General features: G+C 63.2%; 22 protein-coding genes and 1 pseudogene. 7 read left to right on the forward strand and 16 right to left on the reverse strand.

Features of this window, described 5'->3' with window-relative positions; all coding sequences use genetic code 11:
- Position 1: 1 nt before the first annotated feature.
- From ACOTSS_RS09840 to phhA, 7 genes are read right to left on the reverse strand one after another with little or no spacing between them, the layout of a single operon-like run.
- A complete protein-coding gene (locus tag ACOTSS_RS09840) occupies positions 2–910 on the reverse strand; it encodes a fumarylacetoacetate hydrolase family protein (protein WP_448688010.1) in 909 nt (302 codons plus the stop codon).
- A gap of 24 nt (positions 911–934) precedes the next feature.
- Positions 935–2,068 carry a cupin domain-containing protein gene (locus tag ACOTSS_RS09845; RefSeq protein ID WP_448688011.1) on the reverse strand — a complete coding sequence of 378 codons (1,134 nt, stop codon included), beginning with the start codon at positions 2,066–2,068 and terminating at the stop codon, positions 935–937.
- Complete coding sequence (locus tag ACOTSS_RS09850) at positions 2,065–3,084, reverse strand: carbon-nitrogen hydrolase family protein (protein WP_448688012.1); 1,020 nt, start codon at positions 3,082–3,084, stop codon at positions 2,065–2,067. The genes ACOTSS_RS09845 and ACOTSS_RS09850 overlap by 4 nt, the downstream gene beginning before the upstream one ends.
- A complete protein-coding gene (gene kynU / locus ACOTSS_RS09855; RefSeq protein WP_448688013.1) occupies positions 3,081–4,322 on the reverse strand; it encodes a kynureninase in 1,242 nt (413 codons plus the stop codon). Before kynU ends, ACOTSS_RS09850 begins: the two co-directional genes overlap by 4 nt.
- Positions 4,319–4,948 carry an arylformamidase gene (gene kynB, locus ACOTSS_RS09860; protein WP_448688014.1) on the reverse strand — a complete coding sequence of 210 codons (630 nt, stop codon included), beginning with the start codon at positions 4,946–4,948 and terminating at the stop codon, positions 4,319–4,321. Before kynB ends, kynU begins: the two co-directional genes overlap by 4 nt.
- The gene (locus tag ACOTSS_RS09865) at positions 4,945–5,850 is read right to left on the reverse strand and encodes a tryptophan 2,3-dioxygenase (RefSeq protein WP_448688015.1); all 906 of its coding nucleotides are present in this window, start codon (positions 5,848–5,850) and stop codon (positions 4,945–4,947) included. Before ACOTSS_RS09865 ends, kynB begins: the two co-directional genes overlap by 4 nt.
- Entirely contained in the window at positions 5,847–6,734 is an 888-nt protein-coding gene (gene phhA, locus ACOTSS_RS09870) for a phenylalanine 4-monooxygenase (protein WP_448688016.1), read from the reverse strand. The genes ACOTSS_RS09865 and phhA overlap by 4 nt, the downstream gene beginning before the upstream one ends.
- 278 nt (positions 6,735–7,012) lie before the next feature.
- Between phhA and ACOTSS_RS09875 the strand changes: the two genes are divergently transcribed.
- A complete protein-coding gene (locus tag ACOTSS_RS09875) occupies positions 7,013–7,486 on the forward strand; it encodes an Lrp/AsnC family transcriptional regulator (RefSeq protein ID WP_448688017.1) in 474 nt (157 codons plus the stop codon).
- 732 nt (positions 7,487–8,218) lie between these two features.
- Here ACOTSS_RS09875 and ACOTSS_RS09880 read toward each other — a convergent pair.
- The 3 genes and pseudogenes from ACOTSS_RS09880 to ACOTSS_RS09890 all read right to left on the reverse strand — a co-directional run bounded on the left by ACOTSS_RS09880 (position 8,219) and on the right by ACOTSS_RS09890 (position 9,739).
- Positions 8,219–8,404, reverse strand: coding sequence for a helix-turn-helix domain-containing protein (locus tag ACOTSS_RS09880; RefSeq protein WP_082737236.1), 186 nt, complete (start codon positions 8,402–8,404; stop codon positions 8,219–8,221).
- Positions 8,373–8,792, reverse strand: a pseudogene (locus ACOTSS_RS09885) (conjugal transfer protein TraG); the annotation flags it as partial. The gene ACOTSS_RS09880 and the pseudogene ACOTSS_RS09885, both read right to left, overlap by 32 nt.
- Before the next feature lie 569 nt (positions 8,793–9,361).
- Positions 9,362–9,739: a hypothetical protein gene (locus ACOTSS_RS09890; protein WP_448688018.1), complete on the reverse strand. Its 378-nt coding sequence runs from the start codon at positions 9,737–9,739 to the stop codon at positions 9,362–9,364.
- A gap of 588 nt (positions 9,740–10,327) precedes the next feature.
- Between ACOTSS_RS09890 and ACOTSS_RS09895 the strand changes: the two genes are divergently transcribed.
- From ACOTSS_RS09895 to ACOTSS_RS09915, 5 genes are all read left to right on the forward strand, one after another.
- The gene (locus tag ACOTSS_RS09895; RefSeq protein ID WP_067105477.1) at positions 10,328–10,534 is read left to right on the forward strand and encodes a cold-shock protein; all 207 of its coding nucleotides are present in this window, start codon (positions 10,328–10,330) and stop codon (positions 10,532–10,534) included.
- A 15-nt stretch (positions 10,535–10,549) separates the two neighbouring features.
- The gene (gene infA, locus ACOTSS_RS09900) at positions 10,550–10,807 is read left to right on the forward strand and encodes a translation initiation factor IF-1 (protein ID WP_067105478.1); all 258 of its coding nucleotides are present in this window, start codon (positions 10,550–10,552) and stop codon (positions 10,805–10,807) included.
- 24 nt (positions 10,808–10,831) lie between these two features.
- Positions 10,832–10,975: a hypothetical protein gene (locus tag ACOTSS_RS09905; RefSeq protein WP_448688019.1), complete on the forward strand. Its 144-nt coding sequence runs from the start codon at positions 10,832–10,834 to the stop codon at positions 10,973–10,975.
- Positions 10,976–10,991: 16 nt separating this feature from the next.
- The gene (locus ACOTSS_RS09910) at positions 10,992–11,198 is read left to right on the forward strand and encodes a hypothetical protein (protein WP_067105479.1); all 207 of its coding nucleotides are present in this window, start codon (positions 10,992–10,994) and stop codon (positions 11,196–11,198) included.
- Positions 11,199–11,271: 73 nt separating this feature from the next.
- Complete coding sequence (locus ACOTSS_RS09915; RefSeq protein ID WP_448688020.1) at positions 11,272–11,514, forward strand: hypothetical protein; 243 nt, start codon at positions 11,272–11,274, stop codon at positions 11,512–11,514.
- Between the two features lie 206 nt (positions 11,515–11,720).
- Here the strand turns inward: ACOTSS_RS09915 and ACOTSS_RS09920 are convergent, their stop codons facing one another.
- The 6 genes from ACOTSS_RS09920 to ACOTSS_RS09945 all read right to left on the reverse strand — a co-directional run bounded on the left by ACOTSS_RS09920 (position 11,721) and on the right by ACOTSS_RS09945 (position 14,413).
- Positions 11,721–11,990 (reverse strand): hypothetical protein, encoded by a 270-nt coding sequence (locus ACOTSS_RS09920; RefSeq protein ID WP_448688021.1) that lies wholly within the window; start codon positions 11,988–11,990, stop codon positions 11,721–11,723.
- Between the two features lie 30 nt (positions 11,991–12,020).
- Complete coding sequence (locus ACOTSS_RS09925) at positions 12,021–12,254, reverse strand: hypothetical protein (RefSeq protein ID WP_448688022.1); 234 nt, start codon at positions 12,252–12,254, stop codon at positions 12,021–12,023.
- Entirely contained in the window at positions 12,244–12,519 is a 276-nt protein-coding gene (locus ACOTSS_RS09930; RefSeq protein ID WP_067184112.1) for a hypothetical protein, read from the reverse strand. Before ACOTSS_RS09930 ends, ACOTSS_RS09925 begins: the two co-directional genes overlap by 11 nt.
- Before the next feature lie 10 nt (positions 12,520–12,529).
- Positions 12,530–13,165 (reverse strand): hypothetical protein, encoded by a 636-nt coding sequence (locus ACOTSS_RS09935; protein ID WP_448688023.1) that lies wholly within the window; start codon positions 13,163–13,165, stop codon positions 12,530–12,532.
- Positions 13,166–13,409: 244 nt separating this feature from the next.
- The gene (locus ACOTSS_RS09940) at positions 13,410–13,733 is read right to left on the reverse strand and encodes a DUF6961 family protein (protein WP_448688024.1); all 324 of its coding nucleotides are present in this window, start codon (positions 13,731–13,733) and stop codon (positions 13,410–13,412) included.
- A gap of 431 nt (positions 13,734–14,164) precedes the next feature.
- The gene (locus ACOTSS_RS09945) at positions 14,165–14,413 is read right to left on the reverse strand and encodes a hypothetical protein (protein WP_448688025.1); all 249 of its coding nucleotides are present in this window, start codon (positions 14,411–14,413) and stop codon (positions 14,165–14,167) included.
- 81 nt (positions 14,414–14,494) lie between these two features.
- Between ACOTSS_RS09945 and ACOTSS_RS09950 the strand changes: the two genes are divergently transcribed.
- A complete protein-coding gene (locus tag ACOTSS_RS09950) occupies positions 14,495–15,325 on the forward strand; it encodes a hypothetical protein (protein WP_448688026.1) in 831 nt (276 codons plus the stop codon).
- The last annotated feature ends 2 nt before the right edge of the window (positions 15,326–15,327 follow it).

Raw genomic sequence — 15,327 nt, forward strand, 5'->3', positions numbered from 1 at the left:
CTCAGACCGCGACGACCGGGTTGCGCAGCATGCCGATCTTCTCGATCTCGCATTCGACGACGTCGCCCGGCCACAGGAACTCCTGCGGATCGCGCCCGGCACCGACGCCCGCCGGCGTGCCGGTCGCGATGATATCGCCAGGCTCGAGCGTCATCACGCTCGATATGTCAGCGATCAGCTGCGCCACGTTGAACAGCATGAAGCGCGTGTTGCCGTTCTGCTTCTCCACCCCGTTGACGCGGGTCCTGAGGCTCAGATCTTGCGGGTCGCCGATCTCGTCGGCGGTGACGATGCACGGTCCCATCGGCGCGAAACTGTCCTGTCCCTTCGACACGATCCACTGGCCGGCGCGGCGGCAGTCGCGCGCCGACACGTCGTTGATCACCGTATAGCCGAAGACATGACCCAGCGCGTCGGCTTCCGCGACGCGGCGCGCGGTGCGGCCGATGACGACTGCGAGCTCGGTTTCCCAATCGAGCTGCTGCGTCACCTGCGCATTGTGGCGGATCGGATCGTCCCACGCGGCGACCGCGGTCGGCGGCTTGGAGAAGATCACCGGCTGCTGCGGCAGGTCCTTCGACGTGTCGAGGCTGCGTGCCGATTCCGCGACATGCTCGGTATAGTTGAGGCCGACGCCGAAGATATTCTTGCGCGGCCGCGGGATCGGCGCGAGCAGCGCGACATTGGCCTGCGGAAGCGAGGTGCCGACGAAATCGGCGGTCAAGGCGTTGGTCACCGCTTCTTGCAGGAAACGCAGCGCGATCGGCCCGAGGTCGATGAAATCGAGCATCGTCGAAGGCAGAGCCTGCCCGATCGCAGCGCCGAAATATTCGACGTCGACCACGAGTCCGTCGTGGAGAAGGCCGAGCCGCGGTTCGGTCTCGACCGTGCGATATGTCACGAAGCGCATGGATTTAATCCTGTCTGTTTGCAGTCAGGCGGGCTGGTGGCCGCCATGGTCGGAATAGGGTTCCTCGATCCGGACGCCGAGCGCCTCCATCACGGGGAAATCGTTGAACGAGAAGAGGAAGGCTTCTTCGGAGGGGTCGAGATTGACATGCTCGTGCCACGTCCACGCCGGCACGCAGAAGATGTCGTGCGTCTGCCAGTCGAAGCGCTCGCCGCCGATGATCGAATAGCCGCGGCCGGCCGCGACATTATAGACGACATTGCCGGTGTGCCGGTGCGCCTGGCCGCGAAAGCCGCCGGGCAGCATCTGCATATGCGCGCCCATCGTCTGCAGCGCCCAGCCGCCGGTCAGCGGGTTCGCATAGCGCATCATATGCCCGTCGAAGGGCGTCCCGCCCGAAACCTTGGCGAGGTTCCAGAGCGCGTCGCGCACCGCATCCCAGCGATAGACCATCACCGGCGAATAGGGCTTGTCCCACGCCGCGACGCCCTCGGGCCGCAAACCCGCGCCGCCATAGCTCAGCGGCAGGTCGTTCGGGGGGAAGGCGGCGGTCTGCGCGGGCTGCTCGTACACCGCGTAGAAATTGGTTTCGAGGCAGTTCATCAGCGGGATGTCGAGCCCGTCCTGCCAGATCGACACCTCGCCATCGGCCGTGACGCCATGGTCGTGCCAGCAGCCGTTCGGGGTCAGCACATAATCATTGGCGCCCAGCGTGATATGATGCCCGTCGACGACGGTATAGGCGCCCTTCCCTTCCATGATGAAGCGGTGCGCGGAGGCCGTGTGCTTGTGCGCGGGGGTGATCTCGCCGGGGCGCATCGCCTGCATGCCGCTGAACAGCCAGCCGCAGACGGCGACATTCGCGCGCCCCGCCTCGCTGTCGTTGAGCAGGGTGACGACGCGGCGCCCCGCTTCCTCGGGCTTCACGAGGTCGATCGCGCGCAGGCACATCGCGCGCATATCGGCATAGCGCCAGAGCGTCGGGCGATAGCGCGTCTCGGGTTCCCACGGCTCGATCGCGTTGGCGCGCTTCCAGAAGGCGCCGGCGTTGCGCCGCGCGAGATCGTCGTAGAACGCCTCGAGTTCGGGCGTGTCGGTGACCCGCGACCGGCCGAGAACGGCGTCGCGCGGGTCGATGGTGGCGGGACTGTCGGTCATGACGCCTCCTCCTCGCTGGGATCGTCCGCGGGCGGGACCTCGTCCACGAACAGGGCCGACGCGCGGGGAGTCCGGTCGACCGTCAGGTTGAAGATATCGAAGCGGTTATAGCCGCCGATGATGTCGTGCATCAGCTTGGGGCGCACGCAGTCGCCGAGGTCGATCTCGGCATAGACGATGCCCTCGTCGTCGATCAGCGCGTCGCCGATCAGGTTGCCGTGCGGGTCGATGACGCCCGAAAAGGCGCTGTTCGGGCGCGACAGCAATTCGCGGTTCGCCGGTCGCTCGGCGCTCATCGCCGCGATGATCTCCTCGCTCACCGTCGAGCAGGCGACGATGGTGAAGACCTTGCCCTCGAAGCTGTGCGCGGCGGCGCGGATCTTGATCGCTTCGGCCATGTTGTAGGAGGCGGGCGCGACGGGCAGCGCGATATAATTGGCGACATGGACGAGTTCGCCCTGCGACAGCAGCGCGAAGCGCGCGAGCGTGTTGGTATTCTCGCCGCACGCCAGCGTCCCGAGCGGCCCCACGGGCGTGTCATAAACACGGATCGAGGCGCCGTCGCCGCCTGCCCATGTGAGCTTCTCGGCCCAGGTCGGGACGAGCTTGCGGTGGCGCCCAAGCAGGCTGCCGTCGGCGCCGATGACCAGGTTGCAATTGTAGATCGTGCCGACGCTGACTGGATCGCGCTCGTTGATCCCGATCACCACCGTGCAGCCATGATCGCGCGCGGCGGCGCACAGCGCCGCGGCCTCGGGCCCATCGGCGAGGATCGAGGCGCGATAGAGGCGTTCGTGCCATTCGGCCCCCTCGATCGGCGTCATCAACCAGTTCCAATAGGGATAGGCGGCGACGAACACCTCGGGAAAGGCGACGAGCTTCGCGCCGTTCCCAGCCGCCTCGGCGATCAGCGCGCAGGCCTTGTCGACCGTCGCGGCGGGATCGAGGAAGACCGGCGCGGCCTGCACCGCGGCCACCTTCGACTTGGGCAGGAAGGGCATCGACACCTCGCTCATGTCACCGCCGCGCGTTCCCGATATTCGGGCTTGTTCCACGCCTCGGTCGCGCAGACCCGATCGAGCCGCTCGACCGTCTCGACGATGTCGCGGTAGCGCAGGTAGAGCGGCGTCAGTCCGAAGCGCAGCACGTCGGGGGTGCGGAAGTCGGCGATGACGTCGAGTTCCTTGAGCGCCTGGACGATCTCATACCCCCGGGGATGGGCATAGGCGACCTGACTGCCGCGAAGCGCCGGGTCGCGCTCGCTGGCCAGCGTGAAGCCGTAGCGGGCGCAGAGCGGCTCCATCCGCTCCATGAACAGGTCGCCGAGTGCCAGCGACTTGCGGCGCAGTTCGTCCATGTCGGCTTCGAGCAGCAGGTCGACGCCCGCCTCGAGCGCCGCGAGCCCGAGCACCGGCGGCGTGCCGCAGAGGAAACGCTCGATTCCCGGCGCCGGATCATAATCTTCCTCGAACGAAAAGGGCCGCGCGTGGCCGAACCAGCCCGAGAGCACCGGCGTCGCCGCCTGATGCCGCGCCGCGGCGAACAGATAGGCGGGCGCACCGGGGCCGCCGTTGAGGAATTTATAGCCGCAGCCGATGGCGAAATCAGCGTCCGCGCCGTTGAGATCAACGGGAATGGCTCCGGCACTGTGGCTCAGATCCCAGACGACGAGCGCACCGACGTCATGCGCCTTGCGCGTGACCTGTGCCATGTCGCGGACGCGGCCCGACTTGTAGTGGACCTGCGTCAGCAGCAGCACCGCGACATCATCGTCGAGCGCGTCCAGAACCGCATCGGGGTCGGCGGTCACCGCCTTCACCCGCCCGCCCGAAAAGGCCTCGATCCCCTGCATCATATAGACGTCGGTCGGGAAGTTCGTCGCCTCGGAGAGCAGCTTCGCCCGCCCCGGCCGCAGCGACAGCGCGGCGGTCAGCGCCTTGAAGATGTTCACCGAGGTGGAGTCGGTCGCGATGATCTCGCCGGGCGCCGCGCCGAGCAGCCGCGCGATCTTGTCGCCGATCCGGCGCGGCGCGATCGACCATTCGGCGCCGAGCCACGAGGTGATCAACCCCTCGCCCCACTCCTGAGCGATCACGCGCGCCAGCCGGTCGGCGGTCGCCTTGGGCAGCGCGCCGAGCGAATTGCCGTCGAGATAGATGAGGCCGTCGCGGAGCTGGAAGCGATCGCGGAAACCCGCGAGCGGATCGGCCGCGTCGCGTTCCGCGGCATCGGCGGCGAGGAGCGTCCCGGTCATGGCAAATCCCTCAAGATCGCCCGCACCGGGCTCGCGTCGGCGCCGACGATGCGCAGCGGCAGCGCGACGAGCTCGTACCGGCCGGGCGGCACATCATCGAGGACGAGCCCCTCCAGGATGCGCATGTCGGCGGCCTTGACCGCGTGATGCGCGTCGAGCGTCTTCGACTGTTCGGGATCGAGCGAGGCGGCGTCGGTGCCGATCAGGCGGACGCCCGTCGCGCCGAGCCGCGCGATCACCTCGCTCGCGATCGCGGTGAAATCGCTGTCCCATGCCCGATGCGGGAAATGCGCGTAGGTGCGCAGCAGGACGCGTGTCGCGCCCGCGACCGCGTCCCAGTCGATATCGCCCACCTCCACCCTGCCGCGCGCATGGCGGACGTCGAGCAGCACGCAGGGGCCGATATAGGGATCGAGGTCGCTGTCGGCCGACGACACGCCGTCATTGGCATAGTGCAGCGGCGCGTCGCCATGCGTGCCCGCGTGGAGCGGCGTGAACATCGCCCCGACATTGACCGGGCAGCCGTCGCCGATCACCGCATGGCTGTGGAGCGCGAAGGGCGGCTCGCCCGGCCACACGGGTACCGCGGCGTGGAGCGGCTGCGAAATGTCCCACATCCGGCTCATGCGCCCGCCCCTTGAGCATAATCCCCACCCTCGCGCGGCGCGACCATCTCGGTACGCATCGACCAGAGTTCGGGAAAGAAGCTGAGGTTCAGCGCCTTGACGAGATAATTGACCCCCGACGAGCCGCCGGTGCCGGGCTTGTGGCCGATCACGCGCGCGACGGTCTTCATGTGCTTGAAGCGCCATTCCTGGAAATAATATTCGAGCGCGGTGACTTTCTCGGCGAGCGTGTAGAGATCCCAGTGGCGTTCGACGTCGGTGTAGATGGCGAGCCACGCCTTCTCGACCGCTTCGGATGCCTCATAAGGCTGCGTCCAGTCGCGCTCCAGATGGTCCGCGGGAATATCGAAACCGCGCCGCGCGAGCAGCCGGAGCAGTTCGTCATAGAGCGACGGCGCTTCAAGGGTGGCGCGAAGCCGCGCGGTCGCGGCCGGATCGTCCGCGTGGACGACCATCATGTCGGCGCGCTTGTTGCCGAGCAGATATTCGAGCTCGCGATATTGCTGCGATTGAAAGCCCGAGGCGCGGCGCAGGAAGCCCCGAAAGGTCAGGAAGTCATGCGGGGTCAGCGTCGCGAGCACTTCCCAGCTGTGGATCATGTGGCGCTGGATCGTCGCGATCCGGTCGAGCCCCTTGCCCGCGATCTCCAGCCGGTCGCCGCGGATCGCCTCGACCATCAGCCGCGCCTCGTGGAGCACCAGCTTGATCCACAGCTCCATCGTCTGGTGCATGATGATGAACAGCATCTCGTCGGGCTTGTCCGACACCGGAACCTGCGCCGACAATAGCTGCTGTGTCTGGATATGGCGCGCGTAGGTGAGGCCATTGTCCCACTGGATCGTCTCGCCGTCGATCTCGGTCTCGAAAATGTCGGTGCTGCCGTCTTTCGTGTGCCTGATCATCGCCGCGCCTCCCCGTTCATGAAGGCCGGCCCCGGCCGGACCGGTTGCAGGGGACCATCATAGATGCGGTCGCCCGGAAAGGCATCTTCGGGGTCGAGCGCGGCTTCATCCGCAATCTTCCTGTAAATGCCTGCAAAGTCGGTCTCCTCGGTCGCGCGCAACAATTCCTCGAAGCCCTCGACCACGAAATAGGTGCGCTGGAATTCGTCGAAATGATATCTGGTCCGCATCACCCGCTCGATATCGAGCCAGATGCGCCGCGGTTCGGGCGAGGTGAGCGCCGACACCGTCTCGGCGTAGCTCGATAGCAACCCGCCCCCGAAGGCGCGCAGTTCGCCCTGCTCGACCACCAGCCCAAACTCGGTCGTATAAAGCCACAGCCGCCCCAGGAAATCCGCGGCGCCCAGCGTTTCGGCGCGCAGCCCGGCCTCGCCATAGGCAACCAGAAACTCCGAAAAAGCCGGATTGATGAGCATCGGCGCATGGCCGAATATATCGTGAAACATATCGGGCTCTTCGCTGTAGCCGATCTGCTCGGGCGGCCGCAGGAAATTGGCGGCCGGAAAACGCCGGTTCGCCAGATGCTCGAAAAAGGGCCGGTTCGGAATCCAGCCGGGAACCGCGACGATCGTCCAGCCAGTCGCGGGCTCGAGGTGGCGGTTGAGTTCGGAAAAATCTGGCACCCCCGGCGCGACCGAGCGCAGAATATCGAGGCCACGCAGAAAATCCAGGCAGGCATAATCCTGCAACGCGGCGGATTGCTGATCGAACAAGGTGCGCCATGTCGCGTGCTGCTCCGCTGCGAAGGCTTGCCAGTTCTGGTCCATCGTCCAGTCCGGCGCCACCCCTTCCGGCGGGGCGTCGTAGATATGCGTCGCGGCCACTCATCTCTCCCAAGGATCGCCGGAGGATAGAGCGTCGAACGGGAAACATTGTCCGCAATTGCGTCCTCCTCACTCCGGGGCCGCGATAATCGTTTTTCAAAATGACCCATGTCGAGAACATCGTGCTTCGCAACTGCAAAATTATCTGCGAACCAAGCCTCCATCGCGTTCATCGCGGAACGAATCGTCGAACCGCGGTTGATGCTCCCTCGCAGCGGGTGCATAAGGGCGTGGCGGACAGCGCGGCGCGTGCCCCTGCCGCCGGCCCGAGGCAGGATATGGACAGACTCGACTGGAAAATCATCGCCGCGCTCGAAGAGGATGGGCGCCAGTCCTTCGCGGATCTCGGCGAAAGCGTCGGGCTTTCCAAATCACCCTGCTGGTCGCGGGTCCGCAATCTCGAAAAGCAGGGGATCATCGACGGCTACGCGGCATGCCTCGACCCCTCGGCGCTCGGCCTCGAGGTGCAGAGCTTTGTCGAAGTGCGGATCAATCTCGACGCGCATGTCGAGTTCGAGGCAGCCGTCATCGCCCACCCCGCGGTCGTCGAATGCCACACCACCGCGGGCGACAGCGACTATATGCTCAAGATATTCGCACGATCGGTCCACCATCTCGACGAACTTCTGCGGCACGACCTTTCGAAACTGCCGGGCGTTCACCGGCTGGCATCGGTGGTGTGCCTCAAATCGATCAAGCGGCAGGGGCCGCTCGCCGAATGGGCGCGAACGACCGAGCATCTGACGCTCTAGGCCATTGGTCGTGCCCAACTTTGGCCGAATAGAAGGTCGGGCTACGCCCGCCCTCCGCCGCACGCAGCGCAAGGCGACCTTCAACTAACCGGCATCATATCCGAAAAGGGGGTCCCTCTTCGACGCCGATAGGGGGTCCCTTTTGAACGCCGTTTGACAACCAGCAGAAACAGGCCGAGCGAATCACCCATCTTGAACGGTTTCTCGCGCGGCTTAGCATTGCGGATGGCGACGTCAGAAAGTGCCATTATTTCATCGACCTTTCTACCAAGTAGCCCCCGCGCTGGGGGCCACTCGAATTGATCCCGAAACGGAGGCCCCCGAAGTGGCCCCCAGACATGCTCGGCTGCCACTGGAAAAGGCCGGATGCCGTCGGAGAACGAAAGGGATTATACCGCAGATTTCTGCGGTTTTCAAAGGCAATGTCGGACAATGTCGGATGAAATCTTGGAGGTAGCGGGAGCCACACCATCCACCTAATGGCATGTTAATATTGAATATTCTCTCCGATCGGACAGGACATACCCTCACTCATACCCTCACGCGACCACAAAGAAAAAATGGGAATCGAAAAGAGGGATGAAACGCGAAAAAAGGGAATCGAACACGCCGGTGGTGGGGCTTACTTGTCCTTCATCCTGCATTTGGCGAAAACGCGAAATTGCAGGATAAATTGCCTATGGACAGGCGCGAGCGATCTTGCCTGTCGTTCCTGCGGCTCGCTCATGGCACCTAACTTTTCTCGAACAGGCGCTTGAGACTGGCGTATCGGACGAAGGTTGATCGACCGACCTTTACCGTTTCAAGCTCGCCGGCCTTGATGAGTTCGTAGAGCGTCGATCGACCTATGCCGGTGAGTTTCACCGCGGCGGCTATGCGCACGCATACCCGAGCGCGTCGGGGCGAAGGCCATGACATGCTCCGGCCCGTCGTGGCGAAGATAGCGCCACCGCTTGCGGCCGAGAAAGACGCTGCTGGCGCTGAGCAGGCCGGCGCGGTCGATCTCGCCGTTCGTAGCCCAGCGCGCGGAGCCGTATGTGGTGACATGCCGCGACTGGCGCGCGCGCCATAGCGACCCGGCGATGGCGGACGCGCAGCCGAGAAAGCCGCTGCCCCCGGCGATCATCCCGGCCTTGTCGAAAACCTCGGGCGCGTAGGCTTCGTAGTGATACCACCACGGAAATATCGCCCACGGCCGATAGACCGGCGTGTCGAACAGGACAAACCATGCCGGTCCAAGCTGCGGCTGATAACCTAGCTGTGCCGCACACCATGGCGTGGCGATCCAGACGCCCGCGATTACCATCGCGAAAACGACGAAAATCTGTCCGACAAGGAGTTTGGTAGGCGTTAAGACATTTTCCCGGCGACGCAGGGATCGCGTCGGCGTCCCAAAAATCAACCGGGTCGGTGAAATCTCATATGACGGTTATGGCGCGTGATGACGCGCCGCGACGCAGTGCGAAGGGCTATCAGATTTCGCTATAGGTATCGGCGTGACTGCATCGCGCCTGATGTCGGCCGTTCCACCTCTGATGAGCCCGAGCCGAAATGCGGGCACCGCCGTCCTTTTCGCTCTCCGCCAGCGGCCGGTCGAGCACGATGCCGCACGCCGTACGGTATTACTCGACATGCTTGGGCATTTGGCCGAGCACAGTTAGTGCTAGGAGACCGCGCCGCGGAGCGCGGAATAGGAAATTGATCGACGAGGCCGCGACTTTCGAAGGTTCCTCAACACTTTCAGCGTTTTGGGCGAATAGCGTTCCGACAGAGCGGCTGGCCGCCGGAGCATCCTACCTTTTGCGGATACCGTGATCGACCGAAGGGCGCTTATAGCCATCCCGTATCCGGTATTTGAAAGCCGATAGATTCGGGTTAGTCCCTCCCAGCTACAAGTAGCTCCCTCTGACCTTCATTTACGCTACCGACATAATTCAGGATTCCGGCGACTTGTTCGTCCGAACCGCCTTGAATATTTTCGAGAAATTCGACCATCCGATCAGCAGCAATTTCCATACGCCCGCTACCGATATGGATGTTTAAAGCGGTGATCTCTGCTGCGGGCCCATCGGACTTGGCATCATTTATAACGAAGCCGGATGCATCGGCGGCAGCGCGTATTTCGCTCAAAGCATGATCAACCGCCGCAACATCGTGCGAGGACACGATGATGTCGTCTACATATATCGACACTGGCCAGACTGCGTTGTTGACGCAAGCGATCGCCGCGCCGAGAGCCGAATGGTCAAGCACGACAGACGCTAACAATGGCGATTGAATTAAACCGAACCGCAGGCTGAAGTTCCGTTGCCCCCTTAACCGTCGCTATTATCGCAGATGGCCACCGTGGTTTCGCAAGCCTCTTGGAACGGCGCATATTGCAGAAGACATAGGAAGCTATGCATTGTGCGGCTCTGGAAGGTGGTTATTCCGCCCGGCATGGATAGATACATCCAGCCAATCCCGCCGCGTTGGCGACGTCCCAATCAATAGCTCATGCAGAGCACACGACGCTTATATCGGCACCAGAGCCGACATCGACGCGCATTGCGCAGATCCGCCAGCAGATCGAGAAGGCGACGAGAGGCCGCGACCGTAAGAAGCTGCGATTGAATAATTCCAGTCCTCAAAGAGAAAAACAGGAAACACCGCCCTCGCCATTTAATGAAAATCCAGGCAGAAACTTGACTTTTCGAAAAGGATGGCCCATATCACAGTTGCTAACGTCGCCTGCGACGGAATTTTGATACCCCGCTCCGGGGCGATTCTTCCCTTCTCACGCTTCCAGCTCTGTCGGTGCTTTTGCCGGCGGATACCCTGTTTTCGTGAAAGGAAACACCCATGCCGATCGGCAAAGTCAAATTCTTCAACAGCGACAAGGGCTATGGCTTCATCTCGAATGAAGACGGCTCGGGCGACAGCTTCGTCCATGTGACTGCCGTCGAGCGCGCCGGAATGGCGTCGCTGGGCAAGGACCAGCGCGTCTCGTACGAACTGGAAACCGGCCGCGACGGCAAGATCTCCGCGGTCAATCTCGAAGCGGCCTGACCCGGCCCTTCGGCAATGGCCAAGGAAGATGTCCTCAGCTTCGAGGGCTCGATCGAGGAAATCCTGCCCGACGGGCGGTTCCGCGTCATCCTTGAAAATGGCCATCGGCTGATCGCCTATACCGCCGGACGGATGCGACGCTTTCGTATCCGTTCGGTGGTCGGCGACGCCGTCCGCGTCGAAATGACGCCCTATGACCTGACCAAGGGCCGCATCGTCTACCGCGATCGCGGCCCCGGCGGTCCAGCCGGCGGCGCGCGCAAGCGCCGCTGACCCCTGAGAATCAAGAAGACCAATATGTTTCAGACCAACACCATTCTACCCGCGCTCGCCGGCCTCCCGCTGGCAGGCAAGCCGATCACTATAGGCCGCACGCCGCGCCGTTCGCCAACGCTCTCGCGCCGCGAACTGAAGCGGCTGATCGCCGACATGATCGACTGAACGAAAGGAAAGCGCCGTGGCAGCAACCAGCGACAATTATCGCGAACAGGCCGAGCGATGCGAGGCCGACGCCGCCGCGGCGGACCTGACACTGGTTCGCGAGCGCAATCTCCGTTCGGCCGCCGCGTGGCACGCGCTGGCCAACCGACAGTTCAAATCCGAACAGGCCCGCGCTGACAGGGATCGGCTCGCCGAAGCGGTCCGCGCCCAATGTCTCGCCTGAATCCGCGAGCGCGAACCTGAATCACCGGCACGGCGGCCGTCAGCATGACGAAAGGCCCCACCAGGACACCATCATGGATATGAACCAGCTCTTCTATCATCATCAATTGGCCGTGATCGCTGCCGACCGGGCACACCGCGCCGGCGAAGCGCCCGCCGGTTTCGATCTCCCGAACCATTATGCCCGGCGGATCAACCGGTTTCGCGAAAAACGCGGTCTCGAACCTGATTTTGTCCGATATAGCAGCGCGCATGCGCGGCGGCCCGCCGCGGTGATAAAGACCGGCTCGGGCGCGATCGCGCTCGACATCGCCTAGCATCGGCCTATTGTCGTATGACAAAGGCTTTCCTCGCGACCCGGGAAGGCCAATGGGGCTTCCTTTGGTCACGAGCGCAGAGGATGAAAGGGCTTCGCATGCAGATGCGAGGCCCTTTTGCGATGGAGCTTCGCCCAATCGTCCGAAGTCTTCGTGATGGCCCGCACGATTTTCGATGCAGCAGAAAGTCCAGATTCCGCGCGCTATCAAACGCGCGGGAGCGACAGCAAAGCAGCCGACGGGAAACCGCCACCGTCGACGGTGAGATAATAACGCCGCGACGAGCCGTGCTGTAGCGCCACGATATCGATCCTCTCTTCCTGGAACCATATCCAGAAGCGATGAACCTCGTCCTTCGTCCAGTCGATGATCTGATCGACGAGGAACAGGCTTTCGCCGACTTTCACCGCCTCAATATGATGCGTCCGCCCTTCGATGCCGCCTTGCCGGATGCCGGTGATTTCATAATCGGCCATGCCGGATGCTCCATTCCTGTGTCATGACCACTAGTAGCGAACGGGCACGATACGAATGCGATCGATCGCGCCGGGCGACGCCCGCGACCGGGCGATCGCTTCCGTACGCAGCATGTCGAGAGTAAGCGCGTCATAGTCCTGCTCGTCGGGCTGCATGGCCAGATCGGTTTCGACGACAAGAATGACTTTGCGTGCCAGTCCGTCGATTTCCCACTCGAACCATGTGCGCGTGATATGCCGCGCGGCTTCCGGATCACCTGACATGGCGCTCACCGGTCTCGGCCGCGCGCGAGCGGATTTCCCGCTCGACGAGGGCGTAGCCCGTATCGCTCAGGGTGGCGATTGCGATCGGGCGGCCGCGCAATTCGGCGCTTTCGCCATTCAGGAAGGTCAGCGCGGGATCGCGCCCGCCGAGCAACTGGAAAGCGAGCGCGCTGATCGCGCCCTGACGCTTCGCTTCTTGCGGCGGAAGCGGTGCGAAGGGCCGGCGCCGCCTGAACGGATTGGTCCGCGCGCGCGCCGCCGGCATCTCCTTGCTGTCAGGCACCATTGGCTTGCCTCCCGGAATTCGCAGCGCCCTCGCGCTGACGACACAGCGCTGCGCGGGCATCCTCGATATTGGTATAGCGAAAGCTTCCCACGCTGAACTGGTCGACATAGCTATGGACGATGCCCTCGTCCGACTGCGGGCGGAAAGGCCGCAGATGCACGGCCTGCCGTTCGTCGGGGGCGGGCGGAGGCAGGTCGGCAGCCAACTTCGCGAGTTTTTCCTCGTCGAGATCGAGGGCCTGGTAGATATCGTGTCCGATGGCCCACAGCTCTTCGTGGAGATCGGTCAAGCGCTCGGCTATGCCGCCCAGCGCGCATGACGCTCGCTCGGCCTCGGTCATGGCCAGCGCCTTGTTGACGAGAAGTTCGGCAACCAGCGTGTCGCCAAGAAAAGCCGGATAGTCGTCGCCCTGTGCCGAGGTCGGAGGATCCGCGCGCGGGCCGCCGTCTCGATCGGCCATGAGGGCCGGACCGACGCCGAGGCCGCGCCGCGCGCGATACTCGCCGATCCGCTTCGCATAATAGCGCGGAAGATCGAAATTGGCGTGGGGCCGCCCATCGCGGTGGGCGCGGTTGGCTGCGATCAGCGCCATCTGGTGATGATAAAGGAGTTGATTGAGATCCACGTCCACCTCCCGTTCAGCGGGAGCGCGATGGTCTCTCAGTCTCCGGCACGCGAAAGGACGCCGACGATCTCATGGAGATGGGGTAGCGGCTTCTCATTTACAAGAGAGGGCGTTCGGCCCCGTGCTTGCCGACTCGCAATGCTGCGGATCGACAGCGGCTTGCAGCCGTCAGCCGGGCGGCGCCAAAATTCAGCCTGGGTGCTTTGATAGCCGATATTGAACCCGTCGAAGAGACAGGGTCGAGCTAATCACTCTGAAACTGATCGACTGAGTTCAATTGCACGCGTTCCGCGGGTGTATCCGGCGAGGCCGAATTGCATGGCGTGTGTGCACTTTGGCGCTGGCCGCACGGCCCGTCCATATTGACGGCGCAAGCGCCCGGAAGGCGAATCGCATGCAGATCGGTCAGGCATCCGGCGACCTGCGACCAGAATTCCGCGTCCTCGATTTCACCAGCATCGCGCAGCCGGTCGATACGCCGTGCGAGAACCTCGGGCCCACGATCACCAAACTGATTTTCGATGGCGAGGGCTTGGCCCCACAGGTCGCGAGTGGCCTTCGTTCCCATAGGTGCGACTCCAATTATCTCCCGAATATATCGCCGGCCTTGCGGGAATCCAAAATCCGGCGCGCTTCGAACGGCTGACCAAATGTTTGGCCGGTGGCACCCCGTCGCTTCACAGCCAAGACCACAGCCGACGAGCCAGTCGATTTTCGGCGATTTTCCGGGAGAGGGTCCTATGATTCAGATCTTGGGGGACTTGGGTGGAACCGATTCATCCGGTACCGCTCCGGGCTGCGCTGATCTTGATTCCGTTCCACACGACCGAGTCGCGGATCGCACGCAGTGACATCTGGAATGCCGTCGCGCCGCGGTTGTTCGGCTTTGGCTAAGCTCGGCCGTCTCGGCAGGCATAAGTTGAACCGCCGTCGCGGCAGCCTTCTCGATCATGTGCGGCATTTGCGTCGCGCCGGGACGGCGCGAAGCCTTTCATCGACCTAAAGCTTGCGGGTACCGAGCCACCTCACCTTCGCCGGGTCGCGGTGATCGAAGAAGCTGCTGGCCTTCCGATCGAGGGTCGCGATCCTGGCGAGATCCTCGTCGTCGAGCTGGAAGTCGAGGATCGCGAAATTCTCGACCATGCGTTCCTGGCGCACAGACTTGGGGATCGCAACGATACCGCGGTGGTTCGCTGCGAAACGGGTCAGCGTGACCCTCTGGGCCTTGTAAAGAGCGGTTGTTCGCACCACCTACGGGGTATCGTCAGCCTCATTTTTGCATGTTGGCGACCGAGAGACTTTCGCGCTCCCGCACGCGGGAGACGGAATATGGATTTCGATCAACTTCTCTATCATCATCAGATGGTCTTGATTGCCGTAAGCCGGGCGCGGCGCGACGGACATCCTCCGTCCAGCTTCGATCTGTCCGACTCTTATGCCAGGCGGATCGCCGAATATCGCGACCGGCGCGGTCTCGACGACGGGCCTGCCGACAAAAGGCGGCCCGGTTCCGCCCGCCTCAAAGCCGACCCGACAACCTCGGAGCAGGCTACCGGATATGCGGATTTCCTCGGCGACACATTCATTGCCGAGCTTCTCATTCATAAGGCGCTCAGCATGACGCCCCAGGAACGCAGCGCCTCCGCACTCGAAGATATAGTCGATCGACTGGCCGAGATAGAAGAAGCGCGCTGGGTCATCGGCCGCGATATCTATCGGTCGCTCGGATACGATGAAATGGCGCTCGCAGCGCTTGCCGACAATATATCGATGGACGACGGTGGGAGCAGCAGCGCCGTCAATCCCGGCTCTGCATGGCCATCGACGGACAAGGACATCGCGCACGGCCATACCGGGCAATTGCCCTTGGAGACTTGGCGAAACGTCAACATCCATGATGAACGCGCCGAACTCCTCCGCCAGCGGATTCGGGAGCGCAGCTTGAGCGAACAAGCCGATGCGCCTGATCGCGAACAGGTCATTTCAAGGGCGATGCTCGACGCGGAAAATCGCTACGGCAATGCTTCGGAACAATTTGCCGTCGACGAGGAAGCCGGGGCGGTTCGCCTTGGCGATCGCGGGGCCGCCCATATCTGGCAAATCGTCGGCGAGCGCCTTCATACGCTCCATGACATAGGCAGGCCGCCCAGGCAGGACTAATG

This window comes from Sphingopyxis sp. NJF-3, assembly GCF_053514865.1.